General features: G+C 64.7%; 26 protein-coding genes. 8 read left to right on the top strand and 18 right to left on the bottom strand.

Annotated elements, in window-relative coordinates; translation table 11 throughout:
• Window positions 1-115 precede the first annotated feature (115 nt).
• From ACSLGO_RS05575 to ACSLGO_RS05555, 5 genes are all read left to right on the top strand, one after another.
• On the top strand, window positions 116-610 hold the full coding sequence (locus tag ACSLGO_RS05575) for a single-stranded DNA-binding protein (RefSeq protein ID WP_436400509.1): 495 nt from the start codon (window positions 116-118) through the stop codon (window positions 608-610).
• 102 nt (window positions 611-712) lie between these two features.
• A complete protein-coding gene (locus tag ACSLGO_RS05570; protein ID WP_436400507.1) occupies window positions 713-1,192 on the top strand; it encodes an HNH endonuclease in 480 nt (159 codons plus the stop codon).
• Window positions 1,189-1,515 (top strand): hypothetical protein, encoded by a 327-nt coding sequence (locus tag ACSLGO_RS05565; RefSeq protein ID WP_436400505.1) that lies wholly within the window; start codon window positions 1,189-1,191, stop codon window positions 1,513-1,515. The genes ACSLGO_RS05570 and ACSLGO_RS05565 overlap by 4 nt, the downstream gene beginning before the upstream one ends.
• Before the next feature lie 20 nt (window positions 1,516-1,535).
• Window positions 1,536-3,827: a CHAP domain-containing protein gene (locus ACSLGO_RS05560; protein WP_436400503.1), complete on the top strand. Its 2,292-nt coding sequence runs from the start codon at window positions 1,536-1,538 to the stop codon at window positions 3,825-3,827.
• A gap of 84 nt (window positions 3,828-3,911) precedes the next feature.
• A complete protein-coding gene (locus ACSLGO_RS05555) occupies window positions 3,912-4,556 on the top strand; it encodes a hypothetical protein (protein ID WP_436400502.1) in 645 nt (214 codons plus the stop codon).
• A gap of 203 nt (window positions 4,557-4,759) precedes the next feature.
• On the opposite strand, the gene ACSLGO_RS05550 is transcribed toward ACSLGO_RS05555, so the two are convergent.
• From ACSLGO_RS05550 to ACSLGO_RS05485, 14 genes are all read right to left on the bottom strand, one after another.
• Window positions 4,760-5,467: a hypothetical protein gene (locus tag ACSLGO_RS05550; RefSeq protein ID WP_436400500.1), complete on the bottom strand. Its 708-nt coding sequence runs from the start codon at window positions 5,465-5,467 to the stop codon at window positions 4,760-4,762.
• 96 nt (window positions 5,468-5,563) lie between these two features.
• Complete coding sequence (locus ACSLGO_RS05545) at window positions 5,564-8,659, bottom strand: hypothetical protein (RefSeq protein ID WP_436400499.1); 3,096 nt, start codon at window positions 8,657-8,659, stop codon at window positions 5,564-5,566.
• The gene (locus ACSLGO_RS05540; RefSeq protein ID WP_436400497.1) at window positions 8,656-9,105 is read right to left on the bottom strand and encodes a hypothetical protein; all 450 of its coding nucleotides are present in this window, start codon (window positions 9,103-9,105) and stop codon (window positions 8,656-8,658) included. Before ACSLGO_RS05540 ends, ACSLGO_RS05545 begins: the two co-directional genes overlap by 4 nt.
• Window positions 9,106-9,200: 95 nt before the next feature.
• Window positions 9,201-9,536 carry a hypothetical protein gene (locus ACSLGO_RS05535; protein WP_436400495.1) on the bottom strand — a complete coding sequence of 112 codons (336 nt, stop codon included), beginning with the start codon at window positions 9,534-9,536 and terminating at the stop codon, window positions 9,201-9,203.
• A 101-nt stretch (window positions 9,537-9,637) separates the two neighbouring features.
• Window positions 9,638-10,063 (bottom strand): hypothetical protein, encoded by a 426-nt coding sequence (locus tag ACSLGO_RS05530; protein ID WP_436400493.1) that lies wholly within the window; start codon window positions 10,061-10,063, stop codon window positions 9,638-9,640.
• 11 nt (window positions 10,064-10,074) lie between these two features.
• Complete coding sequence (locus ACSLGO_RS05525) at window positions 10,075-11,094, bottom strand: hypothetical protein (protein ID WP_436400491.1); 1,020 nt, start codon at window positions 11,092-11,094, stop codon at window positions 10,075-10,077.
• A gap of 149 nt (window positions 11,095-11,243) precedes the next feature.
• Complete coding sequence (locus ACSLGO_RS05520) at window positions 11,244-12,710, bottom strand: SPFH domain-containing protein (RefSeq protein ID WP_436400489.1); 1,467 nt, start codon at window positions 12,708-12,710, stop codon at window positions 11,244-11,246.
• A 112-nt stretch (window positions 12,711-12,822) separates the two neighbouring features.
• The gene (locus tag ACSLGO_RS05515; RefSeq protein WP_436400488.1) at window positions 12,823-13,263 is read right to left on the bottom strand and encodes an NfeD family protein; all 441 of its coding nucleotides are present in this window, start codon (window positions 13,261-13,263) and stop codon (window positions 12,823-12,825) included.
• A gap of 33 nt (window positions 13,264-13,296) precedes the next feature.
• Window positions 13,297-13,767 carry a hypothetical protein gene (locus ACSLGO_RS05510; RefSeq protein WP_436400486.1) on the bottom strand — a complete coding sequence of 157 codons (471 nt, stop codon included), beginning with the start codon at window positions 13,765-13,767 and terminating at the stop codon, window positions 13,297-13,299.
• Between the two features lie 101 nt (window positions 13,768-13,868).
• Window positions 13,869-17,570: an LAGLIDADG family homing endonuclease gene (locus ACSLGO_RS05505; RefSeq protein ID WP_436400484.1), complete on the bottom strand. Its 3,702-nt coding sequence runs from the start codon at window positions 17,568-17,570 to the stop codon at window positions 13,869-13,871.
• Window positions 17,571-17,604: 34 nt separating this feature from the next.
• The gene (locus ACSLGO_RS05500; protein WP_436400482.1) at window positions 17,605-18,261 is read right to left on the bottom strand and encodes a M23 family metallopeptidase; all 657 of its coding nucleotides are present in this window, start codon (window positions 18,259-18,261) and stop codon (window positions 17,605-17,607) included.
• Between the two features lie 119 nt (window positions 18,262-18,380).
• Window positions 18,381-18,662, bottom strand: coding sequence for a hypothetical protein (locus tag ACSLGO_RS05495; protein ID WP_436400480.1), 282 nt, complete (start codon window positions 18,660-18,662; stop codon window positions 18,381-18,383).
• A 108-nt stretch (window positions 18,663-18,770) separates the two neighbouring features.
• Window positions 18,771-19,562 (bottom strand): hypothetical protein, encoded by a 792-nt coding sequence (locus ACSLGO_RS05490; protein WP_436400478.1) that lies wholly within the window; start codon window positions 19,560-19,562, stop codon window positions 18,771-18,773.
• A gap of 69 nt (window positions 19,563-19,631) precedes the next feature.
• On the bottom strand, window positions 19,632-20,435 hold the full coding sequence (locus ACSLGO_RS05485) for a zinc-ribbon domain-containing protein (protein ID WP_436400476.1): 804 nt from the start codon (window positions 20,433-20,435) through the stop codon (window positions 19,632-19,634).
• A gap of 92 nt (window positions 20,436-20,527) precedes the next feature.
• Between ACSLGO_RS05485 and fabG the strand changes: the two genes are divergently transcribed.
• The 3 genes from fabG to ACSLGO_RS05470 all read left to right on the top strand — a co-directional run bounded on the left by fabG (window position 20,528) and on the right by ACSLGO_RS05470 (window position 22,394).
• Window positions 20,528-21,241 (top strand): 3-oxoacyl-ACP reductase FabG, encoded by a 714-nt coding sequence (gene fabG / locus ACSLGO_RS05480; RefSeq protein WP_436400474.1) that lies wholly within the window; start codon window positions 20,528-20,530, stop codon window positions 21,239-21,241.
• Between the two features lie 105 nt (window positions 21,242-21,346).
• Window positions 21,347-21,637 carry a hypothetical protein gene (locus ACSLGO_RS05475; protein WP_436400471.1) on the top strand — a complete coding sequence of 97 codons (291 nt, stop codon included), beginning with the start codon at window positions 21,347-21,349 and terminating at the stop codon, window positions 21,635-21,637.
• Complete coding sequence (locus ACSLGO_RS05470; protein ID WP_436400469.1) at window positions 21,630-22,394, top strand: hypothetical protein; 765 nt, start codon at window positions 21,630-21,632, stop codon at window positions 22,392-22,394. Before ACSLGO_RS05475 ends, ACSLGO_RS05470 begins: the two co-directional genes overlap by 8 nt.
• Before the next feature lie 19 nt (window positions 22,395-22,413).
• Here ACSLGO_RS05470 and ACSLGO_RS05465 read toward each other — a convergent pair whose 3' ends face one another.
• The 4 genes from ACSLGO_RS05465 to ACSLGO_RS05450 form a co-directional block, all read right to left on the bottom strand.
• Window positions 22,414-22,983: a hypothetical protein gene (locus ACSLGO_RS05465; protein ID WP_436400467.1), complete on the bottom strand. Its 570-nt coding sequence runs from the start codon at window positions 22,981-22,983 to the stop codon at window positions 22,414-22,416.
• Between the two features lie 18 nt (window positions 22,984-23,001).
• Window positions 23,002-23,466 (bottom strand): helicase associated domain-containing protein, encoded by a 465-nt coding sequence (locus tag ACSLGO_RS05460; RefSeq protein WP_436400465.1) that lies wholly within the window; start codon window positions 23,464-23,466, stop codon window positions 23,002-23,004.
• Window positions 23,466-24,299: a helicase associated domain-containing protein gene (locus tag ACSLGO_RS05455; protein ID WP_436400463.1), complete on the bottom strand. Its 834-nt coding sequence runs from the start codon at window positions 24,297-24,299 to the stop codon at window positions 23,466-23,468. The genes ACSLGO_RS05460 and ACSLGO_RS05455 overlap by 1 nt, the downstream gene beginning before the upstream one ends.
• Before the next feature lie 100 nt (window positions 24,300-24,399).
• Complete coding sequence (locus ACSLGO_RS05450; RefSeq protein ID WP_436400461.1) at window positions 24,400-24,687, bottom strand: glutaredoxin domain-containing protein; 288 nt, start codon at window positions 24,685-24,687, stop codon at window positions 24,400-24,402.
• Window positions 24,688-24,703 lie beyond the last annotated feature (16 nt).

Here is a 24,703-nt window from a genome sequence, read left to right as displayed (position 1 = left end):
AGCCACCGTGCTGCAAAACCTGACAGCCGTCAGCGCAATGCACGCATAGAAACAAACAGGACCGGAATTTCACCGGGCCTGACACAGCCCCTATGGGCCGACGAAAGGCACCACCTTGTACAACCTCCCCTTCACCGGCAACCTGGTCACCGATCTCGAACTGATCACCAACACCAAGTCCGGCACCCCTCGCCTGAACTTCAAGGTCGCCATCAACGAAAACCCGGGCGGCAACCGCGACAAGGACAACGAGGTCACCCACTTCGTTCCGTTCACCGCTTTCGGCACCACCGCCGAGAACATGGCTGCTTCGCTGAAGAAGGGCCAGCGCGTGACCGTCCTTGCCCGCCTCAAGACCTACGAGAAGGAAGTCCAGATCAACGGTGAGGACAAGTCCATCACCATGATCGGCTTCACCGCTCAGGAAGTCGGCCCGGCCCTGCGCTGGCAGACTGCCGAGGTCTCCAAGGCCGGCGGAGCACGCAAGACCGTCGATACCTACGCGGACGACGAAGAGGAAGCTCCGGCAGCCAAGCCCGCCGCCAAGAAGGCTCCGGCCAAGAAGGCACCCGCAAAGGCTCCTGTCGAAGACGAAGACGACGACTTCTAGGCCGTCCTTCGGAAAGCCCCGCCGGTCCCCCGTGGACTGTGCGGGGCTTTCCTTTGTCTACGCATGTCCCCGGGCAAGCCGCCCCCTGCCTGAAAGAACACGATGCTCCACGCCCAGACCCCGCTGCCCGACCCGGGTGCCCCAGCTCCCGATCTTTCCGGAGCCGTCGGCGGACTTCTGGACCTGGTCCCGGCACCGGTCTTCTTCCTCGCTGCGATCGTCGCTGCCGTGGCCGTCCTCGGGACACTGTCCCGCCGCCGTCCCGGCCCGAAAGACCCCACTCGCATCTTCTCCGCCAACCAGCGCCGGGAGGGCTTTGACCGTGCCGGGGGCCGGTGTGAGCTCGGCGGCATGTTCAGGCGCTGCAGCCGCCCGGCCCATCACGGTGACCACTGGTACCCCTGGTCCCGCGGAGGATCCTCCTCCATGGCTAACTTCGTGGCGGCCTGTGTGAAATGCAACCTCGCCAAGGGTGCCCGGGTACCGGGTGCGTGGGAAACGATGAGGCTCGAGGCCCGGCGCCGCAAATACTTCCCTGCTGGCCTGAGTACCAAAGCCGGAGAGCGGTTCACCCAGCGGTGACCATAGAGCCGGCACCCGGGCAGCTGTGGCAGGTCACCGGCCCGTCCGGCTACGGCATCTACCTCGGGAGCGGCTACTGGAGCATCCTGGTCCGCAGCGGTGAGGAGTACACGCTCACCGACACCCTCTCCCCGGCTCCGGTCCATCTGGAGGCGTTCCAGCCTGAAGGTATGTCGTGGGCTGAGCAGTTCGATGCCCTGGCCAGGGCCGCGGGTCTTGGCATCACCTGGGCTGAAGAGGTCAGCCGCTACCGCGAGGACGGCCTCGCAGCTGCTTCACGCGCACTGAACTTCTCCGGAGACCCGGAGGGCCGGGACCGGTAAATCTGCGCATGTCCCCCGGTATGAGCACACCAGAGACACCGCCGCCGAATCAGCCCGGTGAACTATCCGGCCTGGACCAGGCCAAAGCTGACGGCAAGCAGGCCGCACTCATGGTCGCCAAGGGCGCTGCCACCGGAGGTGCTGTCGGCGCCGTCCGCGGCGCAGCAACAGCCGTCCTGAAGACCAAGACGGGACGCCGCGGCGTCATACTGGCGGTCGCAGTTCCTGCCCTGGCGCTGGTCATGGTCGTGCTGATGGTCACCTCGATGCTCAACACCGGATCCAACGGCAACGGCACCGTCGCCGCCGGGCACACCGCCATGTCACTGGCCGCGGCCACCTCCGACATCGAAGACGAAGACAGGCTTCGTGTCATCCGCGACGCCGCCGAGAAGGAAGCAGTGCGCTGGGAGGTCATGGCTGCCATCGCTACCACCCAGGACTCCCGCACCGCCGACAAGGGCGTGGGCATCTACGGCATCGACATGGACAAGGCAGGCGGTGAAATCAGCCGCGAAGACGCCGAAGACCCGGCACGGTCCGGTGAGTACATTGCCCGGAAGCTCTCACGGGCGAACGTAGAGACGGTCAACCAGCTCAACAACCCGTCCCTGGACGCCGGCGTCATGGATGTCCGGGGCAGCGACGCGGACGGGCCCGCCCGCAAACTCTCCGACGAAGACGAAATGCGCGACGCGCAGGCTGCCGTCAAAGAGCAGTACCTCATCTCCCTCAAGACCCTCCCGATCAAGGGCAACCCCGACATCGCCGAGAAGATCTACACGCTGGCCTTCACCTGGGCTACCGGACAGACCCGGCAGTGCACCACCGACCCGGTGAAGCTCGGCGGCCAGACCAGCGTGGACCTGAACGAGAAGCAGAAGCTGATCGCCCAGCAGATCATCAACCAGGTCGCCAAGAAGGGCATGTCCGAGCATGCCGCCGTCGTCGCCCTGGCCACCGCCATGCAGGAAAGCACCCTGCGCAACTGGTGGAACGTGAACGTCCCGGGCTCCGAAGCCCTCACCGATGACAAGGATGCCCGCGGCCGGGACGGCTACTCTGTCGGCCCCTTCCAGCAGCAGGTCAACGGCAACATGTTCTCCTGGGGCACCAAGGAAGACGCCATGAACATCAGCAAGTCCGCCGACATGTTCCTGGAGCGCCTGAAGACGATCCCCAACTGGGAGTCCCTGCCGGTCACAGAAGCAGCGCAGGCCGTACAGGTCTCAGCATTCCCCGACGAGTACGCAAAGTGGGAATCCATGGCGCGCCAGCTCGTCGCGGACCTGAAGCCCACCGAAGGAGCCTACCCGGATCCGCACGACGAAGAGGGTGGCCATGACACCTCCAGCAACCTGGTGGTCAACCCCAACATCCACCCGAACACCCAGGCCGTCGAAGCTGCCGTCAAGGACAAGTACGCCTCCGGTGTCCTGACCTTCCATGACCTCGGCGGCACCCTGGACCACCTCGTCGGCCGCGCGGTGGACATCATGATCAAGGACTACGCCTCCGACGCCGGCATCAAGCACGGTGACGCGATCTCCGCGTTCCTGATCAAAAACGAAGCCGTCTTCGGCCTGGACTACATCATCTGGCGGGACCAGATCTGGCTCGGCCCCATCGAGGGGTGGAAGCCGTACTCCACCGGCGGCTACGGCGGCATGTACGCGGGCAACTGGAACGACACCACCCTCCACAACGACCACGTCCACGTCTCGGTCAGCCCCATGCCCGGAACGGGCGGCGACTACGTCTACGACCCGGTCGACGGCGCCGGCCCGGCATGCTCAACCGGCGGCGTCCACGGCATCGGCATTGGTGACGGCGGCGAAGGCGATGACTACCCCTTCCGTGAGCCGGTCGGAGACTGCGCCTGGTGCGGCGGCTCGCTCGACCCCGGGGCGGACCCATGGTCGCTGTACAAGCGCGAGTGCGTCTCCTTTGTCGCCTGGCGCATGAACCAGCAGATGGGCTGGCAGGAAGGCCAGGAGTACCCCTTCACGCCGTCCAAGATAGGACTTGCCCTGTTCGGTAATGCGGCCGAGTGGAGCGCGAACCTCGCCCGTGCCGGGTACGTGACTGACAACGTCCCGAAGGTCGGTGCCATCGCATGGTGGGGTCCGGGCTGGACTGACACGATCTTCACCGGGTACGCCGGCCACGTTGCCGTGGTGAAGGAAGTCCACGATGACGGCACGGTCACCATCGAGCAGTACAACGCCGCCCCCAAGGAGCACGCGTACTCGGTCCAGCGCCTGAACGCCACTGCGGTCCAGGGCTACATCCACGTAGCAGATCGAGAGTAGCCCCGCCCTCCGGCTGCAGTGCGGGATCATCACCTGCGCTGCAGCCGGTTCCCAGCCCACCGGCACCCAGAAGAAGGAAACACCATGGCCGAACGCCGGCAGAACCCCGTCCTCGCATTCCTCACGGGCAGAGGCGCCCTCATCATCATCACCATCCTGATCGCTGCCGCTGTGGTCTACACGGTCGCCACCGGCAGCACTGAACCTGAAGATGCACCGGCACCGGCGCCCAGCGCAGCGCCCACGGCAGTCCTGGAGGGCGGCGCTGACGACTCCGTGGCCCCTTCCGCGGGTTCGGGCAGCCCCTCCCCCTCGGCGACAGCGCAGGAGGGCACTGAAGCGCCTTCCGGAAGCGGAGCTACGCCGTCCCCGGAGCCCACACTGGAGATCCACATCGGGAACAACCAGCAGGCAGTAGAAGCTGCGGACTGGAAGGAGACCGCAGATGCATTCTCTGCCGCCTGGGCCAACCCCGAGGGAGGCAAGGATGCCTGGCTCAAGCGCCTGCGCCCGTACGTCACTGACTCCCTGTACAAGAGCTTCGGCTACACGGACATCAGCCGCGTCCCCTCGGACACCTTCCGGAGCACCTCACCCCTCGAAGAGGGTGGAGGCAATATGAGCTTCCAGGCGTACTTCGAAGAGGGCGGCAACCGCTTCAACGGCCTCCTGCAGATCCAGCACGACGGCACCTGGCTGGTCAAGACGATCGGCAGCGGCGGCGCCTAGCCTGCACACACACAGCATAGGGAGGGCCCACAGGCTTGATGGTGGGGCCCTCCCTATGCTGTGTTCCGGACCGCAGCCGGTGTCTCATATGCCACCGAAGGCTGCCGCCCCCTACCCCGGGACGTGAAAGCTCCCCGCAGTCCGTCCCGGTGATCGGTCAGGTCTGCGGGGAGCTTTTCCCGGGGACTGCGTTTCAGGCAGGCCTAGTACGTGGCGTCGTGCCGGTTCTGGACGAGGTTTTCATTGATCCGCGCCAGCTGTTCCAGTGCCTCCTGCACCTCAGGGTTCGGCTTGGGCGGGAAGATGGAGTCCATGGCACGGGCTACGTTGGTCAGCCGGTACTTCTCGTCGATCTCCCCAACGGTCAGCACCTCATCGAAGAGCTCAATCTCGTGGTCCATGACCTTCGCCGTTTCTTCCGGGAACTTGGCCGGATGCGGGCGGTGGCGCCGCATCTGGGTGGCCCGGACAAGCTGGCGGACGTCGTAGCTGCCCAGCTGGTTGGGATGTTCCGCGAAGATGCCGGGCTTGATGGACTCCTGGTAAGCGTTGAACTCCTCGGTGTACCGTGCCTGGAACCGATCCAGCTCACGGCCTTCCCGCTTCGGAGGGATATTCTCTGCCTTCCATGCACGGACCCAGGAGCTCATCTCGGATTCGATCCTGGCGTTGATCTCTTCGGTGCGGAACACCGCGTACTCGGCGATGACCTGGTCGATCACCTCGTCCGGGACTTCAATCGAGGACCAGAAACCGATGCAGTGCTCGGCTGTCGCGGACGGCGAGGGCTTCATGAAGCTTCCGTCACCGCGGTCAAAGAGGCGTACCGGGGATTCGGCATGATGGGTGCCTGCGAACTGTCCGCCCGCAGGAATGCCAGCCGGCTGGCGGTGTAGGAAATCGGTGGTCATGGGGATGCGGCTCCTTAGCTGCGTCTGGTGCTGGTGTTGCAGAAAATCTGAAGGAGCGGGCGGGGAGGTGTTTTCCCCGCCCGCTCCCCTGAGGGACTAGCCCGTCTGGCCGGTGGCTGCTGCCGGTGCCGGCTGCTCGGGTACGGCTACCGGTCCCGGCCTGGGTCCGGCGCTGGGTGCGACCTTTGACGCAGGCTTGCCGTTCTGTTCGGGCTGGGCCTGGCCGGGGGCCACCTTGGATTCCCGGGACTTCTGGTGCTGCATGGCGCGGCGGTACTCAGCGGTCAGCTGATCGTTTGCTGCCCTGCGGCCCGCTGTCCGGCGGTGCACTTCCTGGACACCCTTCGTGGCCATCCACGCGCCGGCGGCAACTGCCGGGATAGCCAGTGCCGGGGTCGTCGCTGCAAGTACAAGTCCTGCGCCGGCTGCCTTCGCGGTGGTGCGCAGCGGCTTCTGCTTGAACTGCTCGGCCGCGTTGGAGTACCGGACAGCGGTTACTGCCTTGCTGCCCGCCAGGCGCCCTGCTGCCCCGCCTGCGCGCTTGGCCAGTTCCGCGGTGGTGCGGACCGGCTGGGACTGCAGGTTGCCCAGGGTGACCGTCGCCCGCGCCCCGGCATTCTTCACCGCTGCCACGGCGCTGTCCTTGGCCGCAGCGGCTGCACGGATGCCGTCACGTCCGGACTGGACCGGGTGGGAGACGATGCGCTTTCCGGTCTGGCCTGCCTTGTTGATGGCGGATCCTGCGACCATGGCGCCGGCAACCGTCTTGGACAGCGCACCGACCACCTGGCCGCCGGGTGTGACCTCGGGGCTAAGGCCCAGTTCCGAGCGCTGGTCCTTCTGGAACTGCCTGGCTGCAGCCAGTTCTGCCCTGCGCGCTTCGTCCATGGCCTTGCGGTCGGCGCTGGACATCCTGCCCTTGGCGACCTGCGAGTTCGGGACGTCGCTGTTGATCAGGCGGTTCTGGATCGCATCGGCATCGGGAGCCATGTGGTTCTTCTCGGTTCCCTTGCCGCGGCGGCCGTTCAGTGCTGCAGGCAGTCCACCCTCGAAGGATGCCGCCGAAGCATTCTTTACGCCCGGGGCTCCGGCCGGTGCAGCTGCGCCGCGTCGGGTAGAGCCCGTGGCTGCGCCCATGCGTCCGCCGGTTGCCTTGCCGAGCACGGAGTTCATGCCCCGCTTGCCAACGGAAGATGCCTTGCTCATGGCGCGGCGGCCGGCGTTTCCTGCCTTGCGGTCCAGCAGTGCGCCTACGCCGCCGAGCGCAGCGCCGCCGGCAGCACCGACCGTGCCGCCCCAGGCCATGGCAGCCGAGAGCTTGAACGGGGAGGGAACCTTCAGCACCTTGGTGAACATCATGTGCAGCAGGAACACCGACAGCAGCGGGGAGAGCCCTGACCAGAAGATGGAGACCAGGCTGGAGCCTCCCAGGAATGCGGAACCCAGGTTCTGCAGCATCACCGTCAGGATGGAGATCATGGCGAAGAGCAGCTGGATGGCGAAGACGAAGATGTTGATGCCCAACAGCGTCTTGAGGAAGTTGCCCATCTTGTCGAACCCTGCGCTTGGCATGAGCGCGAGAATGACCATGAAGATGCCGGTGATGATCATGACGACCATGGCGATCTTTGCGATCAGGATCGAGATGGCCAGCAGGCCGAAGACGACCAGCATGGACAGTGCCGAGATGTTGTAGGCGAACACTGCCGTCATGCCCTGGGAGTTGTTGTTCCCGTGCAGGGTCAGGATGAAGTCGCGTACGTCCAGTGCGTAGTCTTCGGTTCCGCCTCCGGTGTTCGTGGTGCGCTTGACGACCTTGTCCTGGTCTGAGTCCCAGTTGAAGGCTCCGGCGCCGTCGTCATCGCTGGTGAACCAGGATGCGCAGTTATCCGCAGTGGCCTTCTGGTCCTTGTCGCCCTTGGTGAAGTGCGGAACGACCCTCCAGGAGCTGCCGTCGGCGAGGTTGCCGCCTGCGTCATTGTTCTGGAACCGGCAGGCAGCCCAGGCGACCAGTGACTTGTCGGTGTCCGCTTTGGAGGACGGAACGAAGGCGATCTGGCTGTAGTTGAAGTTATCCAGTGCCCGGCCCGCGGGGATGATGCGGTTCATGGTTGCGCGGACGGTCGGCCGGGAGTTGTTCGCTCCCGAGTCGATGGCCTTGTTGGCGCTCATGACACGGGATCCGGCGTTGTACTCCAGGAGCCGGCACCAGGAGTTTTCATCCAGGCCGCTGGTACCGAACTGGGCGGTCCGCCAGGTCTTCAGGCCCGTGGTCTCCCACAAGGAAGACATGATCAGCGGTACACCCGAAGCCAGGGACTCTGCGGTGTCTCCGTACGCGTTCTTGTACCCCATCTTCAGGGAGATCAGGTAGTTGTCGCAGGAGAGCAGGTTTCCGGTGTTGATGGCGCCGTCGTTGGTGGTGGAGAGCACCAGCGCACCGGCCGGAGCCGAGGCCAGCGAGGAGATGGTGTTGTTCATCGTGGTCACGATCCAGCCCGGGGACATGAAGCCCGGCTTGTAGGGCTGGGACTGGGCTGCCTGGCTGTACGGCTGGGAGCTGTCTGAGCTCTTGCCGCCGCCCGTGGATGCCATGGCACCGGCAGTCATAGCCGCGAAGAGGCCCAGCACGACGCCCTTCTGGGCGATCTTCTTCCAGGGCATCTGGCCGTTCCTGCGCCCCTGGAACAGGAGGATGACGACCGCGATGACCACGAGGCCGGTGAGCAGCGGAGATTTGATGATCGAGTTGCCGATAGTGGCGACGATGCCGTCGGCGGCGCCGCCCATCTTGTCGAGCATGCAGAAGTTGATGGCGAAGGCCGACATGCCGGTGCCCAGGGACCACATGAAGTTGCCCGAGGACATACCGGTGGAGATGATCGAGTGCCGCTGCATGAGTTCGGCGGTGTCGGAAAGGAAGGTGTTGTCCAGGCGGGAGTGCATGGCCGATGTGGCATCAGCCCACCGGTTGACCGGCAGCAGCTCGTTGTTGGCTGCCTGGGAGCTTCCGCCGGCGGTGGCTCCGCAGACGGACTTGGCATTTGCAGCGGCGATGTCTACGCGGGCAGGCGCCTGGATCGAGGCGGCGGAGGAAGGGGATGCTGCACTGGCGGCGGGGGCGATCCCGAGGATCAGCAGGGCGGCCAGCAGGATGGCAGCGAAAACCCTGGCGGGGAAGGTTTTGGTCATTTGAGGGAATCCTCGAAGTCTTCGAATGGCGTGGATGCGGGTTCTCGGGCGGTGTCTTCCCTGACGACCGGTGCGGTGATCTGGCGGAGGGTCCCGAACTCTTCCCCGTTGACGTCGATGCGCTGCCCGCACAGGTAGAACTCGTTGATGTTCGACTTCTTCTTGTCGAAGAACGTCTGGTAGGTCCGGAGCCTGAGGCCTTCCTTGGACCGGCGCTCAATGACGTAGAAGGCCAGGGCTTCGGTGATTGCGATCCACAGGAAGGACCACGCATCGAGCATCGGGTAGAACAGGGCTGTGAGGATGCCTCCGGGAACCATGGCGAAGACGGCGATCCAGAAGGTCCGCCATTTCATTTCCACCGTTCCGATGACCGTGGTCCGGTCGGCGCCGGAAGTGCGCCCTGTCATGGGGGTCAGGGAGTACAGGGAATTGACGGCTGACATGGTGCTGGATCCCTTTCGTGCCTGAGCCGGGGCACTGGGCCCCGGCTCAGCGGTTTTATTCGGCCCGGAGAGCCGGGCCTACGCGGCTGGTGCTGCTATCCCGGTGTCGCTGCGTTGATCAGGGAGATGACCACGTTGATGACGAGGTCGAGGATTCCCAGCAGGATCGGGAAGAGCATGTCCGGAGCGGCGAGGATGGCACCGGGGATCAGTGCGCCCCAGAGCGGCTGCGCGCCCTGGCCCATTCCGCCACCGCGGCGGCGGTCCCACGCCCACTTCAGAAGCGCGAAGACCACGAGGATGACGCCGATGATCGTCATCATGTTGGTGATGGTGGGGAAGCCGGCGGTGATGGCGTTCCAGAAGTTCTGCCACCCGCCCTTTAGGTTGACCGTGGACGCCATCGGGACGGCCGTGGTGATGCTGATCATGTCCTGCCTTTCTTAGAGGAGATTCCTCCGGTTCTCCGGCCGCGGGCCCGTGGTCGGTAGTTCTGATAAGTCACATGCGTAGACACGGCGGCGGCGGCCGGTTACGCAGCGATCAGGGTCATGAACCGCTGGACTTCGCTGTCCCTGGCCAGCCGCCGGCGGCCGGTTTCAGAGAGGTCCCAGCTGACAAGTGCAGAGGCACGGACGATAGGGCTGGGGTCGTGGGCTGCCCGGTCAGCGGTACCTGCGTATCCGGTGTGCACGGCGGCGAGGCGGACTGCCGGAGGCTGGTGGTGTGCTGCGAGCTCTTCCAGGACGTCGTCGGTGATGACGGGGCTGGAGGCTGCTTCGGCTCTGACCAGAGGGTCGTCACTGCGTGACAGGACGCGCACCTCGGCTGGGCCGGCCTCCTCGATCCTGGGGAAGCCGGCCGCTGCCGGTGCAATGCTGACGCGGGGTTCGCTGCGGGTTGATGCGGCGAACTGGCCGCCGGCAGGCACCCCTTCGGGAACTCGTACGGGGTTCACCGCCTGATCCCTTACTTCTCGGCGTGCTTGTTGTTGGCGAAGGAGAGTGCCGACTCCCACAGGGGCTGCGCCTTCTCGGCGCCCAGGCGCTCGAGCATGTCGACGACCTTCTCCTGCTGCTCGACGTTCAGCTTCTCGCCGAACGGTGCGAACAGTGCCTCGGTGGCTTCGTTGTCGTTGCCCTGGGCCCAGTCGTTGCAGGCCGCCATGATGCCGCCTTCGTGCTTGCTCATCACGGCGCGGTGGCGGGTGACGTGGCGCTGGGACAGGGATCCTTCACGCGAGAGCGGGACACCGGTACCTTCGGCCAGCGCGTTCCAGGCCAGACGGCGCGCCTTGGCCTTGCTGGCTACACCCTTCTCGTCCAGCGCATCGAAGGCGCGGTCAAGGTAGGAACCAACGGGAACGTTCACGTTCTGCTCCACTGCAGCGATGGTGTCTGCGAAGGTTCCGGACATGTCGTCATTGGCAGAGGCGTCCAGGGAGCGCTCGACCGTGGTGGCGATACGGAATTCCCTCGAAGGCTTGTGGCGGGGGTCGTGCCAGGTGTCGAAGATTTCCTTCTCGATGGCCTTCTCTTCGGCAACGGTGGGCAGGCGCTGCTCACGGTTGATGATTTCCTGGCACTTTTCCTCGAACAGCCGGTAGGCAACGCGGTCTTCGGCGCGGAAGACGGTCTGGGTGCTCTGGGAGGTGATGTTGCGGGCGCCGCGGTGGATGTAGCCCTTGAGGTTGTCGATGTCCTTGCCGGCGCGCAAGGCCTTGAGGGTCATCAGTGCCGCTTCCTGGGCGATGTCGTCAGCGTCGACGGTGTTGGACTTGCTCTTCTGCCCGAGGCGGTCCTGCCAGTAGCGGGCGGACTCCTTTGCCTGGGCCATGATGGTTTCGCCGGTGGAGGAGTCGAATGCCTGCGCAAGGGAGACGGGTGCCTCTGCGTGGGCTGTGGCGGCGAACTGGCCGCCTGCCGGGACGCCCTCAGGGACGCGTGCGAAATTGGTCTTACCGGCTGCCGTGGCTGTTTCAGTGGTCATGCCCGTTCTGTGTGCGGCTGTCTTTCAAAACGCGCAGCAAAAACGACATATGTGACCCAATTCACATTCTGATGATTTTGGGTGCCTGTCCCGGGATGCAGAAAGCCCCCGCTGCGACGGGCGCAACGAGGGCTTTCAGTTGTCGGCTGCTAGGCTGCCTGGGCCTCGTCCGGGGAGGAGGCTGCGGCATGTCCTGCGAGGACTCCTCCGGCAAGGCTGCCCAGGATCTGGGTAAGGTCCACCCCGGTCATGGCCTTCAGTGAGGCAAGGCCTTCGGCGCCCATGCGGGTGATCTGCTTGGTGGCATCGGATGCGCCGTCGGTGGAAATGACGGTGTAGTTGTCGATGCCTGCGACAGCTTCGGCGTTTGCCTTCATGATTTCCGGCATGGCTTCGGCCAGGATGTAGGCGATAGCCGTCTCGGAGTAACCGGTCAGTGCGTCTGCCTTGGCCTTCTCCGCCTCAGCGGTCGCCGTGCCGATGGCCTTGATGGACTTACCCTCGGCTTCGCCCTTGAGTTCCATGGCTTTGGCTTCGGCCTGTGCCTGCAGCGCCAGGGACTCTGCGTTGCCGGCGGCTTCGAGGACCGCTGCGGACTTTTCAGCCTCGGCCATGGTCGTCTTTTCGAACGCGCGGCCTTCGGCATCGGCCTTGGCAGCGTCACGCTTACCCTCAGCGTCGACGCGGGCTGCATAGGCACGGGCGTCGGCCGGCTTCTTCTCGCTGATGTCCAGCTTCTGCTCCTGCACGAGGGCTTCCTCGACGAGGGCGGCACGCTGCAGTCGCGCGATTTCCACGTCCTGCTGAGCCTTGGCCAGGTCACTGGCAGCGTCGGCGACAGCCTGCTGGGTGTCCTTCTCCGTCTGAAACGCGGACTTCTTCACGGCCAGGTCCTTGTCCAGGCGGGCTGTCTGCTCTTCCTGTGCGACGCGCGCGGCTTCCTTGACCTGCTTGGCCGCGGATGCGGCAACGGCGGCGACCTGGGCAGCGCGCTCCGTTTCAGGCTTGGAGAGGTTGTCCCAGTAGTCCTTGTCGTTGGTCTTGATGTCCTTGATGTTCAGGATGTCGACCTGGATGCCCTGCTCGGCCAGTTCGGCCTTGGCGGTGTTCAGCACGGCATCCATGAACTTGGCGCGGTCCGAGTTGATCTCCTGGACGGTCATCGAGCCGATGATCGAGCGGAGGGAGCCTTCCAGGGAGTTCTGGATGGAGGTCTCCAGCTGGTTGTCCGTGTGGGTCAGGAAACGCTGGGCGGACTTGCGGATGTCAGCTTCGGAGTCCGCCAGCTTGAAGTTCAGTGACGCCAGAACTGAGACGTTGATGAAGTTCTTGTCCGGGCCGGTAACAGTCAGTTCCACCTGGCGCTGCTTCAGGGACAGGCGGAAATCCTGCTGGACAACCGGAAGGACCAGGACCTTGCCGGCGAACGCGATGGTGTCATTGGAGGAGTCACGGACACCGTCGGATCCAGTCTTGGAGGAGCCCATCTTCACGATGACCAGCACCTCGTCCGGTGCCACGGTGCGCAGGCGCGATGCGGCGTAGCCAAGGATGGCGATGAACACGATGACGATGGCGACGATCGCAATGACCGCGCCTGAATTTTCGAAGCCCATGTGGGCCTTTCTGTTGGGGTTGGGGTTGGTGTTGGGGTTGTGGTTGGGGTTGGTGTGGGGTACTGCCTGAACGGCCGGGTAAGGCGGAGGTCTTGGCGACCTACACACGGGATCAGTGAACCTCGACGACGGTGACAGGTGCACCGGCGGCGATGACGCCCTCGCAGAAGGCCATCCGCTTGTTGATTTCGCGCGGGTGGCTGAGCTGGACTTCACCCATCGCTCCCGTGATGGGTGAGGCTGCCACTCCAGTCAGGCCGATGACTTCGTGCTGGATCTGAACGGATGCTTTCTGAAGCCTGGAGGTCATGGCACCAACGGCAGCAAGGGACGCAGCTCCGAGAGCGCCTGCCAGTGTGTAGGCGAGCCAGACGGGTCCGCTGCTGCCCAGCACGAGGACGCCTGAGGCTCCGAAGAGGGTCAGGCCGGCGCCGACGGCTGTGCCGGAGAGCGCTCCGTCGAAGACGTCGAAGAGGTCAAACAGGGGGCCAAGCAGCATGGAGGACAGCAGGATTGCCATGCCGAGGCCCCCGACGATAAGGAAGGGGATCAAGGTGGATGTCTTTCTGGGATGGGTGTGGCCCGGCTACCCGAACGGGTCGTCCTCGAAGTCGAAGTCGTCAGCGTCCGCGGTGCCCTTCCTTGGTGCCTGTGCTGCAGGTGCGGCGGGGGTTTCCGCTTCCGGCGGTTCTCCCTTGCCGGCCGTCGCGGCGGCAACCTTGGCAGGTTTGCCTTCGCAGCCCGACCCGACCATGCATTTGGACGGGACGGTGTCCGATACGAGGATGAAGTGACCGCATTTGGGGCAGATCGCAGGGACAGCTGCGGGGGTGATGACGAGCAGGTTCAGGACTTCCTGATGCCTGGTGATCGCCTGCAGCTGGGAGTCACTGAGGTCGAGGCTGCGGAATGTCTTGACGACATGGGCCTCGGAAGCCTCCATGGCCTCCAGGAGTTCCCGCCAGGTGTTCTGTCTGGTCTTCTTCAGGATGGCGATGCCGAGGCTTGCGGCCTGGGCCAGCTCACCGTAGCCGTCGCGGGTCTTGAGCCAGACCATTCAGTTCCTTTCCCCGGCAGGTTCCGGACGGGCCAAGGCGGCCTGTACCGGCACGTGGGTTGCTCGTGTATCCTCCATGTGTGCGGCAGGTACAGGCGCTCTCACCGCCGCTTCCTGACGCCGGCGTTCTGCTCGACCACAATGTCCTCCACGATGCGCTTCAGGATGTCCCCGAGTGACTTGAACTGCTTCTCCAGTTCCGGGTCATCCCCGGAGGTTTCCTCGTAGACGCCCTCGTCCTCGTTGAGGTTTGCGGTCATCTCGGTGACGTTGTTGTCTGCCCCGGGCATGAGCACGTTCAGGTCTTTCGCCTTGTTGCGCAGGATGGCCCGCATGTGCGGATCCAGAGTGTTCACGGCCATGAGGGTGGTGATGATGCAGGTCTCCGTCTGGCCGATCCGGTGGATCCGGTCCTCGGCCTGGCTGATGTTCGCCGGGGTCCAGTCCGTTTCCACGAAGATCGCGTCGGAGGACTTGGTGAGCGTGATCCCGAAGCCTGCAGCACCGATCGAGCAGAACAGAACGCCGATTTCACCGTTCTGCAGCTTGTCTGCCATGGGCTGGCGCTTGTGTTCGGGGGTGCCTCCGTCGATGAAGCCAACTCCGGCAAGGTCTGCGGGAACGGCGTTGACGAGCGCTTCCATGACGGGCTGGTGGTGGACCCAGACGACCAGGGGCCGGGTGTAGGTCTTCGTTCCGTCCTGGGCGGTCTCGGTGGTCTGCTCCATCCAGTCGGTGACGATCTCGATGGCTGCCGGTACCTTGGCGACGCCGGCGGCGGCGCGCAGCGGCGTGATGAGGTCGATGCGGTCCGCGGCGAACTTCTTGATGTCTTCGTCTCCGATGACGTCACCGTCCCTGGTGAATTCCTTCACCCATTCGCGGATCTTCTCGTAGAGGACCTCGTGGGCTTCGTGGAACCCACGGGGGTCGATGTCCACGATCCGCGTGGTGCGCAGTTTCTGCGGCAGCTGCTTCAGGACGTCGCCCTTGTTCCGGCGCACCCAGCAGTCCCGGGTCATGCGGTACTCAAGGTCAGCGAGCATGTTCTGCCTGGGCCGGTGCCGGCCAAAGCGGTCCTGCTTGGTGTAGCGGTCCAGGAACTTGGAGGCACCACCAAAGAACTGGTCCAGCAGACCCCCGATGGCCAGGAGGTTGGTTACTTCTGCCGGGTTGGACAGGAAGGGCGTGCCGGTGACGGGGACGCGCATGTCATCCATGGAGCAGGCCAGGTTGCGGTCAGCTGTTGCCCGGCCGCTGGAGAAGTTCCGCGCACGGTGTACTTCGTCAAAAAGGGCTGTGTCGGGACTCCAGCGGATGAGCTCCTTCAGCAGCTCGGGGCGTGAGGCCAGCAGTGAGTCCGCGACGACGATGACGCCGCGGTCTGGGAAGTCCGGAACCTTCTTGCCTGCGCGGATCGGGACAATATACGGCGGGAATTCCGGCGCCTTCTTCCGGGATTTTTTCTTGCCTGCCGTCAGGTCCAGGGACGTGACGCTGGCATTGCGGTGATCCGGTGCGTAGAACTTCCCGAGGGCGGTCAGTGCCTCCCGGCACCAGTTGGTGACAACCAGCGGCGGGACGACGATGACAACCCGTTCGGCGCGCCGGATCGCTGCCGCGGCCAGGGCCTGGCGGGTGTTGTGGCACCACAGCCCTTCGGCGATGTAGTTGTGGCCATCCGGCACGGTCAGGTCGTACACCCAGCCGTCGTAGTCGCTGAACTCCACGGAGGTGACCTTCGTCCAGCGGACAGAGGGGGACATCATTGCCTCAATGCGGGCGATAGCCTCATCTGCCTGGGCAACGGAGAACTGGTCCAGTCCAGCAAGAGCCCGACGTGTCCAGCGATGAGGGGTTTCATCCTCGTACCGGCGACGCATGGACCCGTCCGATATTTCCCGAAGGGCTGAGACGACGTCCTCTGCTGCTTTCCTAGCCACGCCAGCACGAGCCTGACTGCCAGTGAAGGAACCAGACCTTGAGAATGCCATTGACGGAATACCTGTGGCGACGATTTCTTTAACAACGTCGATGCATGGAACCCGACGTGTGATGTTGGAAGTTGCTGCTTCCCTGTAGGAATTCAGGCGGGCACTCTTCACATCATCTGCAAAGCCAACGCGGGAACGGAAGGTGACGATGTCTTCGCCGGTAATGACTCCGATCGTGTAGGTGCGCATAACCCTGGTGCCGTTGGTGGCGCACTTCTGTCGGTCAGCGATATTCATTGCCACCCCAAAGCGGGAGAGCATCGCCTGGAGCTGGAGCATCAGAACGCGTGACGCGCTAACGATCTCCAGAACGCCGCTCTTGGAGCTAAAGCTACCTTCAGCACTGAAGTAGTTAGCGAGGAACTCCCTCTGCACATCCAGTCGTGCACCCATGATGAAAGGTGGGATTGTCTTACCCGCGGCAAGGTTGCCGTAGGAGTATCCGTTGTCTTCCAACCAGCGGCGCCAAGCGGTTGCTGCGAAGATCAGCTGAGGGCACTTCGTCCCACGCTTAGTTATCGCAGGGGTTCCAGGAATCGTTATGCCGATCTGGCGGGCAACTGCCTGAAGATCCTCAGCCAGCATCAGCAGACGCTCGGTGTCGTTGTTGGTGATCTCTACTCGCGGTGCCTTGTGCTCGTATCCTTCACCGATCTGCCATGCCATGAGTCTGGCGAGTTCGAGTGACGTATCGGGGTGTGAAGCGCTAAACGGAGTGTTATCCGGCACGGCGATCATGTCGCCAACGTGGATCTCGCTGGCCCAGCCATTGGACGTGAGGAATTTGTGCGGGAGCGTGGCGGTGATTTCGGCTCCGGATGCGGTGCGGATGGTTTTCACCGGGGCGCTGATGCGTTCACGGTAGAGGTGGGATGCGCTGACGGTGCTGGCAGCCGTGACGTCGTCATTCAGTGCCTGGACGGTCAGCTGGCCGGGCTGCAGCTCGATGATTTCCCCGACGCCGTCGTAGTCCGGTCGTGGTTCGGTGACTGCGGTGTGCTCGTCCCAGAGCTGACCGATGGGCGTGTAGGCGCCGTTGGCCAGGATGCGGGTTTCAGGCACAACACATTTTCCAAGCCCAGGCGCATCGCAGAGCGCGCGGTGTCCGCCGACGATGGCGTAGGCGCCGGCGACCTGGAACGGGAAGAGGTCAAGGCCGAACCATTTGGGCAGGTATCCGGTGTGGGAAGCGACGATGTCTATCAGTTCCCGGGTGCGTTCGGAGAGGACATTCTGCTCATCGCCGTCAACGCCGGTGGAGGCGGCCAGTTCCCGGGCGGCGAGGCGCACGTGCTCCGGGATGCTTCCGGTCTGGAGTGCAGCGACGGCGTCGTTGAAGGTGGCGTCATCGAAGTGCAGGCCGCGTTTGGGCCCGGTTTCGTCGATGAGGTCGGTGAGCTGGACGGTGAACCGCTTCAGCTTTTTGTCCCAGACAGCTCCGGGGCCAAGGATGCCGCTGACGCGGTCGTAGCCGGCGAGGCGGTGCCGGACGAAGGCAGAGTGCGGGAAGTTCCGGGACCGCTGGACCAGCGGGCGCCAGAGGGGCTCAAGGCTGTCCAGTCCTTCAAGGTCGCCTGAGGCTTCCGAGTAGTCGACCTCAATGCCGTGCTTGGAGAAGAATTTGTCGGGGTTGATGCCGGTGCCGTTGATGTACCAGGCTTTTTCGTCCGGATCCCAGCGGCGGCCGGGAACAGTGTTCTTGATCCACTTCGCCGCATCTCCGCCCTTGGGCATTCTGGCTCCCCACGGGAACTCGAAGCGCAGCTCCGGCTGGCGGAAGGTTCCGGTGAGGACGGCGGTGAGGGTCATATTGTTTCTATGCGTCCCGGGCGCTCACGGGTGCTCAAAGCCAGCCCGCGGGGTCGATGTGGGTGCCGTCGCGCAGCACTTCGAAGTGAAGGTGGCATCCGGTGGAGGATCCTGTGGTTCCCACGAAGGCCAGGGCCTGTCCGCGCGAGACGTGCTGGCCGACGCTCACCGAGGACGATGAGAGGTGGTTGTAGGTGGTGGTGAGTCCGCTTCCGTGCTCGATCTCCACACGGTTGCCTCCCCCGTACGGGTGCCATCCGGCGAAGACCACTGTCCCTCCGGCAGCTGCGCTGACTTCTGCCCCGCAAGGAGCCCCGAAGTCCTGGCCGTAATGGAACTCGGCCGGGTCCCCGGTGATAGGGCTGGTCCGGCCTCCGAAGGATGAGGTGCGGCGGTCACTGGCGAGGGGCGCGGACAGGGTTCCAGAGGTGCTGGAGTGTGCATGGTCCCGGATGAGGGTCCGCAGTTTCAGGTCCTGGTCGTGGAAGCTGGTGACCATCTCGTACTCGACGTCGAACGGGGCGTCGGCCGGTACGGTAACGGGATGTGGGGTCTCCTTGGAGATCATTGCGCCCAGGCTTGGCCTGGAGGGATCGAGATCCGGCGGGAGGATGGGCGGGGCGGCAGCCCCGAGGAGGGCGCTTCCAAGTGCGAGGGCTGCAGCAGCCTGCAGGGGTCTTCGGGCGGGCATGCTGATGTACTTCCGTGCGTGTATCACCACCCCCATGTGTGCGGCGGGTGAAGGGCTTCTCACCGCCAGGGCATGGAAAAGGCCGCCCGCGGGTGCGGACGGCCCGGAGTATTTCTGCCTTAGGCCTCGAGGTTTTCGGTCAGGACCGACTGGGTCGGGGCGTCGTACCGGACAGCGCTTGTTCCCGTGGCCGACGCTGCCGTGGAGAGTGCTACGGCCAGCGCGTTGCGGGTTCTGCGGGCCTCGTCCCTGTCTGTAAGCCCCGAGGCGAAGACACTGGGGTGGGCTGATGCCGCGACGCAGACTTCCCAGCCGTTTCCGCCTTCCCCGGGGCGGACAATGATCGCGGTGACCGGGGTTCCGATGAGGTTTCCGGCCGGTGTTTCGATCCAAACATCCACTGATTTTTCTCCCTGATTTATGCGCCGCTTTTCTAACTCCTATGTGTGCGGAAAGCCCCTGTTCTCTGCGCATATTCGGACGTTTCAGGGAGGTATTTTCAGCGGATTTCAGGCGGCGTTTTCCAGCTGGCCCATGACGCCTGCCCTGCGCCTGGAGATCACTGCCGCGGCGACGGCGGCCGGCACCGGCAGAAGAGGAAGAAGGGTGATCATGTTGACCCGTCCAGGCTGGCCGGGGTCACGTGGAACGAACTGAGCGGGGTTCTCCCGGTCAACGTAGAGCATAACGTCCTCGCCCTTGGACCAGCGGGTGCCTTCCGCCAGCGGGGGCAGGCTGTCCGTGCTGGACGCCGTGTGGGTGCCGGAGTGCGCGGAACCGTCTGCGCTCCAGGTGAAGGTGGTCTCTTCCACGGTCCGGTACATGGCGATCCTGTCCGGGTCCGGGTCTGTCGTACGCACGACACCGGTGACGGTCGCTGGAGTGAGGTTCTCTTCGACAGCCAGCGCCAGGTATTCGGCATTGGATCCGGCGCCGGATGCTGCCATGGCTGCCGATACGGCGACGAGCACGGCCGCCGCGGCAGTCCCGGCGATCCGGACGCGGGTGTAGTGGATCCTGGCGTGGGCGGGGAGCCATCCGGGGGCGAAGTGGGGGACGCCCCGCCGGTCTGTCCGGTAGACGTTGCGCCGGCCGATGCTCAGGGAGGACCCGGGCCGCATTCTGATGCTGTGCGTGACCGGGATGTCTTCGGGTTCGATGTAGCGTTCCCCGAAGTCCGGGCCCTGGTCTTCTCCGTCAGCTGGGTCGGGGGTGTCCTCTTCGAGTCCGGCAGTCGAGTAGACGGCGAACCCGCCCAGTGGGCCCGGTGTCTCGGGACCGCTTTCGTCGCGGTTTTCCATGGTTCTGCCTTCCGTGCGCGGTATCTGGTGCTTCTCCCGTCATCACATGCGCAGACACAAGGCGGCAGGCTAGTCGGTGACGACCCGCTTGGCTGAGTGCGGCAGGCAGACGGGGCATCCGTTGGAGTGGAAGCGGTCGACAACGCGCATGCGGTAGGGCGGGTGTCCCTCGGGGCAGAGCCAGCTGTAGACGCGCTTGGAGGTCGCGGCGACGTCGGCGGGTGTGCGCGGGGTGTTCGCTGCGGCATCCCATTCTGCTGCCACCTTCGGCAGTTTCTCCGCCACGGAGCGGCCCGGCGCGGGGAGCGTCCTGCTGTTCAGCCTGCGTTCACGGCCGCAGACGGGGCATCCGATGCCGGAGCTCCGGCTGATAGGTCTTGCCGTGTACCCGGGGTGGCCTTCAGGGCAAATCCAGGCGGCTGGACGGTTGCTGCCTGCACACACCATGTCGGGCGTGATCTCTCCGTTGGCCTCGTGGTCCCATTCGGCGGCGAGCTGCGGGTTCGCTTCGGCGAGGCTCCTGCCGGGCCGGGGTGTGGTGCTGCCTGCGATGGTGCGTTCCCTTCCGCAGCCGGGGCATCCGCTGCCGTCGTTGCGGTTGGAAATCCGTGCGAAGTACGGCGGGTGTGTTCCCGCTTCACAGATCCACCATGCCTTCTGGTTCGAGGAGGGCGTGAAGTCTTCCGGGGTGAGGTCACCGTTCAGTTCCGGGTGCCACTGGGCGATGAGGCCGGGATTTACAGCGGCCAGGGACTGCCTGGCCGCGTAGGCGGCCCGGATCGGCCTGCGCGGAACCGGATGCGGCCCTGAGACATCGTCAAGAGTGAAAGTTCCTGCCGGGACGGACGTGGGGAGAGAGGTAGCTGTAGCCATATCAGCCATGTGTGCGGCATCAGGATTCCCGCTCACCATGCCCCGGCAGATACGGTCTATAGGTCAATGTTTCCAATGTGAAGGGTGTGAACATGGCAGACGCACGAAGTGTTCTGATTACCGGCGGCAACCGCGGCATCGGGCTGGCCACTGCAAAGGCGTTCCTGGAGAACGGGGACAAAGTGGCCGTAACCTGCAGGTCCGACGCCGACCTGCCCGAAGGCGTCCTGGCCGTCCGCGCTGACGTCACGGACTCAGACAGCATCGACGCAGCCTTCAAGGAAGTCGAAGCAGCACATGGGCCGGTGGACGTTCTCGTGGCCAACGCCGGCATCGCCAACGACAAGCTGCTCCTGCGCATGAGCGAAGAGGACTTCACCTCCGTCATCGACACCAACCTCACCGGTGCCTTCCGCGCCGTGAAGCGCGCGTCCAAGGGCATGATGAAAAAGCGCAGCGGTCGCATCGTCCTGGTCTCCTCCGTCTCAGCCATCTACGGCGCCGCCGGCCAGATCAACTACTCCGCGTCCAAGGCCGGACTCATCGGCATCGCACGGTCCCTGACACGGGAACTGGGATCCAGGGGCATCACCGCGAACGTCATCATGCCCGGCGTCGTGAAGACCGACATGTTCAACGAAGTCTCGGACGAAATGCAGTCCCACTACCTCGAAGGCATTCCTGCAGGGCGGTTCGCGGAGCCGGAAGAGATTGCCCGGGTAATCCGCTGGCTCTCCTCGGATGAAGCCTCCTACATCTCCGGAGCTGTCATCCCCGTCGACGGCGGCGGCAGCATGGGCCACTAGGAACGACCGCTCCCCCTGTCCGCGCCGGACCCCACCGGCGCGGGCGCTGTCTAACCGGGTGATTCCTCCTCCGTGCCTGTTACGCTCTGGTGCGGAGGAGGAATCATGGACTTGGCGGCCGCATTCGCAGGAGCTTTTGGGGGATTCATTCTGGGGCTGGGTGTCCTGGCACTGAACCTCATTGAGATCCTCCGCAGCAGCACCCCTGTCCCTCGTATCAGGCAAGCCATCGGTGCGCATCTCGCGGTCGCCATGCTGCTTGCCCTCATTGGAGGGGTGTGCGCGCATTTCCTGACCGGTCAGGCAGGCGACTTCCTTCAGGGCATCACTGGATTTGGCTTTCTGCTGCTGCTCGGCGGCAGTGCTATGTCGGCCAGGCAGGCCGCACATGCGTGAGCCCATCGTTCCCCACGACAACACGCTGGCCGACATGCTTAACGCCCTCTTCCTGCGCAGGGCCTGGCGGCAGCCCGCCACCGCTGCCCCAGAACAGTCCCCGTGGTCTGGAAACCGGGATGTATACGCCGAGCTGAGACAGGAAACTGCGACAGATCCAGCGGAGACAGGACTGGAGGGCGCCACCCCCAAACAGGCACCGGATGCAGGCGGGCGGCCCGCGGACGCAGGGCCGTCCGGTACCTGCGAAGAGTGTGGCAACGACGCATCCGGACGGTACTGCGACATCTGCAACGACCGGAGCAGAGACCTGCAGACCATCATGGTTGTCCGGACCCCGGAGAATATTCGTGACACGGAAAGAACCGGACAGTTCCGCGGCATATACCAGGTCCTGCCGCCTCTGGGAGATGCAGGGCAGAGGCAGGCCTTCAGCGAAGGCATCAGCAGGCTACGCGGGCGTGCAGAACGCTACGGCGCCGAGAAGGTCTTCCTCGCGCTCAGCGGTGAGGATCCTCAGGAAGAGGTGGCGCTGCGTGAATCTCTGCAGCTGGACGAACTGGTGGTGGTTCAGCCGCCGTTCGCGGACTGGAGACTGAACATGGAAAGCATCTTCCGCGCCGTTGCTGAGCACACTTTGGACCTGTCACGCCACGGCTGGGTCAATTTGCCAGGAGTTCCCAAAGAAGCTGCGCAGGAGCAGCGGACAGGCCCCGATGACGACCCCCCGGGCGGGGGATGGAAGACCGCCAAATAACCCTCGGGTCCATGGTTCGTCAGGCTGCCTTCAAGGCGTAGTCCTCGTCGGTTTCCGCCGGGTTCAGCTGTTCGGGCTGGCCGGCGGGGTTGATCAGGATGATGTTCCGGACCGGTGCCGGCTGCGCTTTGACCGATTCGGGGCTGTTCAGGAATGTGGTGAGTTCAGCCAGGGCGGCATCCACGACGCAGCGGTCGATCGCGGGATTCCCCTGCAGGTAGAGCGCTACAGCAAGCCCGGGAACGGCCGGGAAGTCCCAGTCGCCGTCCAGGACATAGGCAATGGGCTCCGTCATCGCGTTGAGGTTCAGCCGGTCGATGTCCTCAGAGGTGTGCGAACCGTCAGCGAGGCGCTGCAGGGCTCCGCTGGTGTCGATACCGGGGCGCCGGAGGCTGAGATGTTCTACGGTCAGACGCAGCAGTTCCTGCAGATGGGGCAGGGATTCATCCACGGTGTTGCCTGAGGCTGCTGCAGCTTCCTTGAAGGCATTCATGGCCTCCGGGGAGGCATGGGGTTCCAGGGCTTCGGCGATGACGACGGCAGCTTCCGAGGCGGATGTGCTGATCGGTGTGTGTTCCGGGGTGTTCATAGGTGGCCTTCTCAGGGTTTAGGCGGGCGCGCCGGCGGATCCGGCTGTCTTCTTGGTCAGGGTCTTGGGCGGGGTCCTGGTCCAGCCCGGGCAGTGGCCGTCCAGCCACGCCAGACGGTCTGCGCGGAGTTTTCCGGCGGTGCGCAGTGCGCGCTGTCCCGTCAGCCAGAGGGCGACCATCCGCTCGTTGTAATCCAGCGCGTGCACCGAAGGGAAGTGGCGGTGGGAGAGCAGGAAGTCGGAGGCTTCCCGGGCCCGGTCCAGCCAGATGCCGTCAGGATCTGCTTCCCATCCGGGTATCGCATGGTCCAGCGCGGCACGGCGGAAGTCGTCCATGCTGCCGGCGGCGAAGCTGACGCGCTGCCGGTTCAGCCACAGGCCCAGGGACCGTTCGTAATCCGAGCTGGTGACGGCTGAGGGCCAGCGGCCGGTGGATTCATAGAAGGCGGCCACTGCCGGCGGAATCCGGCGTTCGTCGAGCATCACAGCTTCCATTCCCCGGTCACGGCATCGGGCCAGCCGGGAATCCCGGCCAGGAGCACAGTCCGTGCTTCGGCCAGCTTGCCGTTGCGGTGTGCGGTTCTCTGGGCTCTGGCCCATTTGGCCAGGTCGGCCTCAGCGGGGACGGAGGGCTTGGGCCAGCGGCCGGCGGTGTCTACGAAGGCGGTGAGTGCCTTGGCCCGTGCCTGCCAGGGGAAGTCGCGGCCTTCGCCGGCGGGGAGCCAGCCGGGGGCGTCCCGGTCCAGCCGTGACATCTGCCGTGGGAGCAGGTGTCCGGCGCGGGCGCGTGCACGCTGGTGGGTGAGCCAGCGGGCCAGGGATGCCTCATCGTCCCGGCCGGAGGCGGAGGGAAGCCGTCCGTGCAGGTCCACGAAGTCGGTGATGTCATCGGCCCGTTCCTGCCAGGACGGGGGCTGCGGAGCTGCAGGCTTATCCCATTTGCCGAGGGCTGCGTCCAGTGCACTGCGGCGGCGGGCGGTGAGCGTCCCGGTCCGTGATGCGCGGCGCTGTGAGGCGAGCCAGGCCCGCTGCTTGGAAGTGGGATTCTCTGCTTCAGCCAGGTCCTTCAGGGACGCGTTCCAGAGGTCCTCGCGGCTCAGGCGCCACCCCGGCATGTTCTCACCCAGAAAGGCGTCCAGACGGGGGCGCAGGCGTCCTTTGCGGGCGGCCCGGCGCTTGCGTTCAAGCCAGGCATACAGCTCGGGCTCACCGGGGCCGGGAAACCTGCCGTGGCTGAGGGTAAAGGCTGCAGCAGTTTCGGCGATCAGGAGGTCAGCCAGCCGGCTCCGGGTCTTCGGCAGGGAAATTGTGCTCACGCTATTTCTATGCGTTTCAGGCGCCCACGGCGGACAGGAAACTGCCCTGGCACGGGAAAGGCCCGGCCTCCGACGTGGAAACCGGGCCCTCCGCGGCTGGCTAGGCTGCGACTGCTTCGCGGCGGCGCACCGCCGGGTCTGCTGCGAGCTCGGCCACCTTATCCGGCCGGAACCCGAAGAAGTCGTCGACGCGGTTGCCTTCGGCGTCGTGGACGACGGTGACCGGTGCCTGCATGTAGCCAAGCGTGTCGAGGAACGCCTTGTGCTCATCAGCTGTGGCGTCAAGGACGACGTAGTAGACGTCGGTCTTTTCCAGGGCGCGCTTCATGGCGATGCACTGCTGGCAGCCGGACGGCTTGGAGTAAACGGTGACGGTCTTCTGGGACATGGGTGCCTTTCATCGG

The sequence above is a fragment of the Arthrobacter sp. IK3 genome (assembly GCF_051337705.1).
Classification (GTDB): Bacteria; Actinomycetota; Actinomycetes; order Actinomycetales; family Micrococcaceae; genus Arthrobacter_B; species Arthrobacter_B koreensis.
Note: the sequence above shows the minus strand (reverse complement) of the source record. Positions and strands in the feature narration are given on the sequence as shown.

What these genes read in the sequence shown, in the direction of transcription:
- ACSLGO_RS05475 (WP_436400471.1), top strand. Translation starts at nt 21,347, where the DNA reads ATGGACTTGGCGGCCGCATTCGCAGGAGCTTTTGGGGGATTCATTCTG.
- ACSLGO_RS05550 (WP_436400500.1), bottom strand. Translation starts at nt 5,467, where the DNA reads ATGACCACCGATTTCCTACACCGCCAGCCGGCTGGCATTCCTGCGGGC.
- ACSLGO_RS05450 (WP_436400461.1), bottom strand. Translation starts at nt 24,687, where the DNA reads ATGTCCCAGAAGACCGTCACCGTTTACTCCAAGCCGTCCGGCTGCCAG.
- ACSLGO_RS05490 (WP_436400478.1), bottom strand. Translation starts at nt 19,562, where the DNA reads ATGGAAAACCGCGACGAAAGCGGTCCCGAGACACCGGGCCCACTGGGC.
- ACSLGO_RS05510 (WP_436400486.1), bottom strand. Translation starts at nt 13,767, where the DNA reads ATGGTCTGGCTCAAGACCCGCGACGGCTACGGTGAGCTGGCCCAGGCC.
- ACSLGO_RS05465 (WP_436400467.1), bottom strand. Translation starts at nt 22,983, where the DNA reads ATGAACACCCCGGAACACACACCGATCAGCACATCCGCCTCGGAAGCT.
- ACSLGO_RS05485 (WP_436400476.1), bottom strand. Translation starts at nt 20,435, where the DNA reads ATGGCTACAGCTACCTCTCTCCCCACGTCCGTCCCGGCAGGAACTTTC.
- ACSLGO_RS05470 (WP_436400469.1), top strand. Translation starts at nt 21,630, where the DNA reads ATGCGTGAGCCCATCGTTCCCCACGACAACACGCTGGCCGACATGCTT.
- ACSLGO_RS05535 (WP_436400495.1), bottom strand. Translation starts at nt 9,536, where the DNA reads ATGATCAGCATCACCACGGCCGTCCCGATGGCGTCCACGGTCAACCTA.
- fabG (WP_436400474.1), top strand. Translation starts at nt 20,528, where the DNA reads ATGGCAGACGCACGAAGTGTTCTGATTACCGGCGGCAACCGCGGCATC.
- ACSLGO_RS05545 (WP_436400499.1), bottom strand. Translation starts at nt 8,659, where the DNA reads ATGACCAAAACCTTCCCCGCCAGGGTTTTCGCTGCCATCCTGCTGGCC.
- ACSLGO_RS05555 (WP_436400502.1), top strand. Translation starts at nt 3,912, where the DNA reads ATGGCCGAACGCCGGCAGAACCCCGTCCTCGCATTCCTCACGGGCAGA.
- ACSLGO_RS05505 (WP_436400484.1), bottom strand. Translation starts at nt 17,570, where the DNA reads ATGACCCTCACCGCCGTCCTCACCGGAACCTTCCGCCAGCCGGAGCTG.
- ACSLGO_RS05520 (WP_436400489.1), bottom strand. Translation starts at nt 12,710, where the DNA reads ATGGGCTTCGAAAATTCAGGCGCGGTCATTGCGATCGTCGCCATCGTC.
- ACSLGO_RS05570 (WP_436400507.1), top strand. Translation starts at nt 713, where the DNA reads ATGCTCCACGCCCAGACCCCGCTGCCCGACCCGGGTGCCCCAGCTCCC.
- ACSLGO_RS05460 (WP_436400465.1), bottom strand. Translation starts at nt 23,466, where the DNA reads ATGCTCGACGAACGCCGGATTCCGCCGGCAGTGGCCGCCTTCTATGAA.
- ACSLGO_RS05540 (WP_436400497.1), bottom strand. Translation starts at nt 9,105, where the DNA reads ATGTCAGCCGTCAATTCCCTGTACTCCCTGACCCCCATGACAGGGCGC.
- ACSLGO_RS05525 (WP_436400491.1), bottom strand. Translation starts at nt 11,094, where the DNA reads ATGACCACTGAAACAGCCACGGCAGCCGGTAAGACCAATTTCGCACGC.
- ACSLGO_RS05560 (WP_436400503.1), top strand. Translation starts at nt 1,536, where the DNA reads ATGAGCACACCAGAGACACCGCCGCCGAATCAGCCCGGTGAACTATCC.
- ACSLGO_RS05500 (WP_436400482.1), bottom strand. Translation starts at nt 18,261, where the DNA reads ATGCCCGCCCGAAGACCCCTGCAGGCTGCTGCAGCCCTCGCACTTGGA.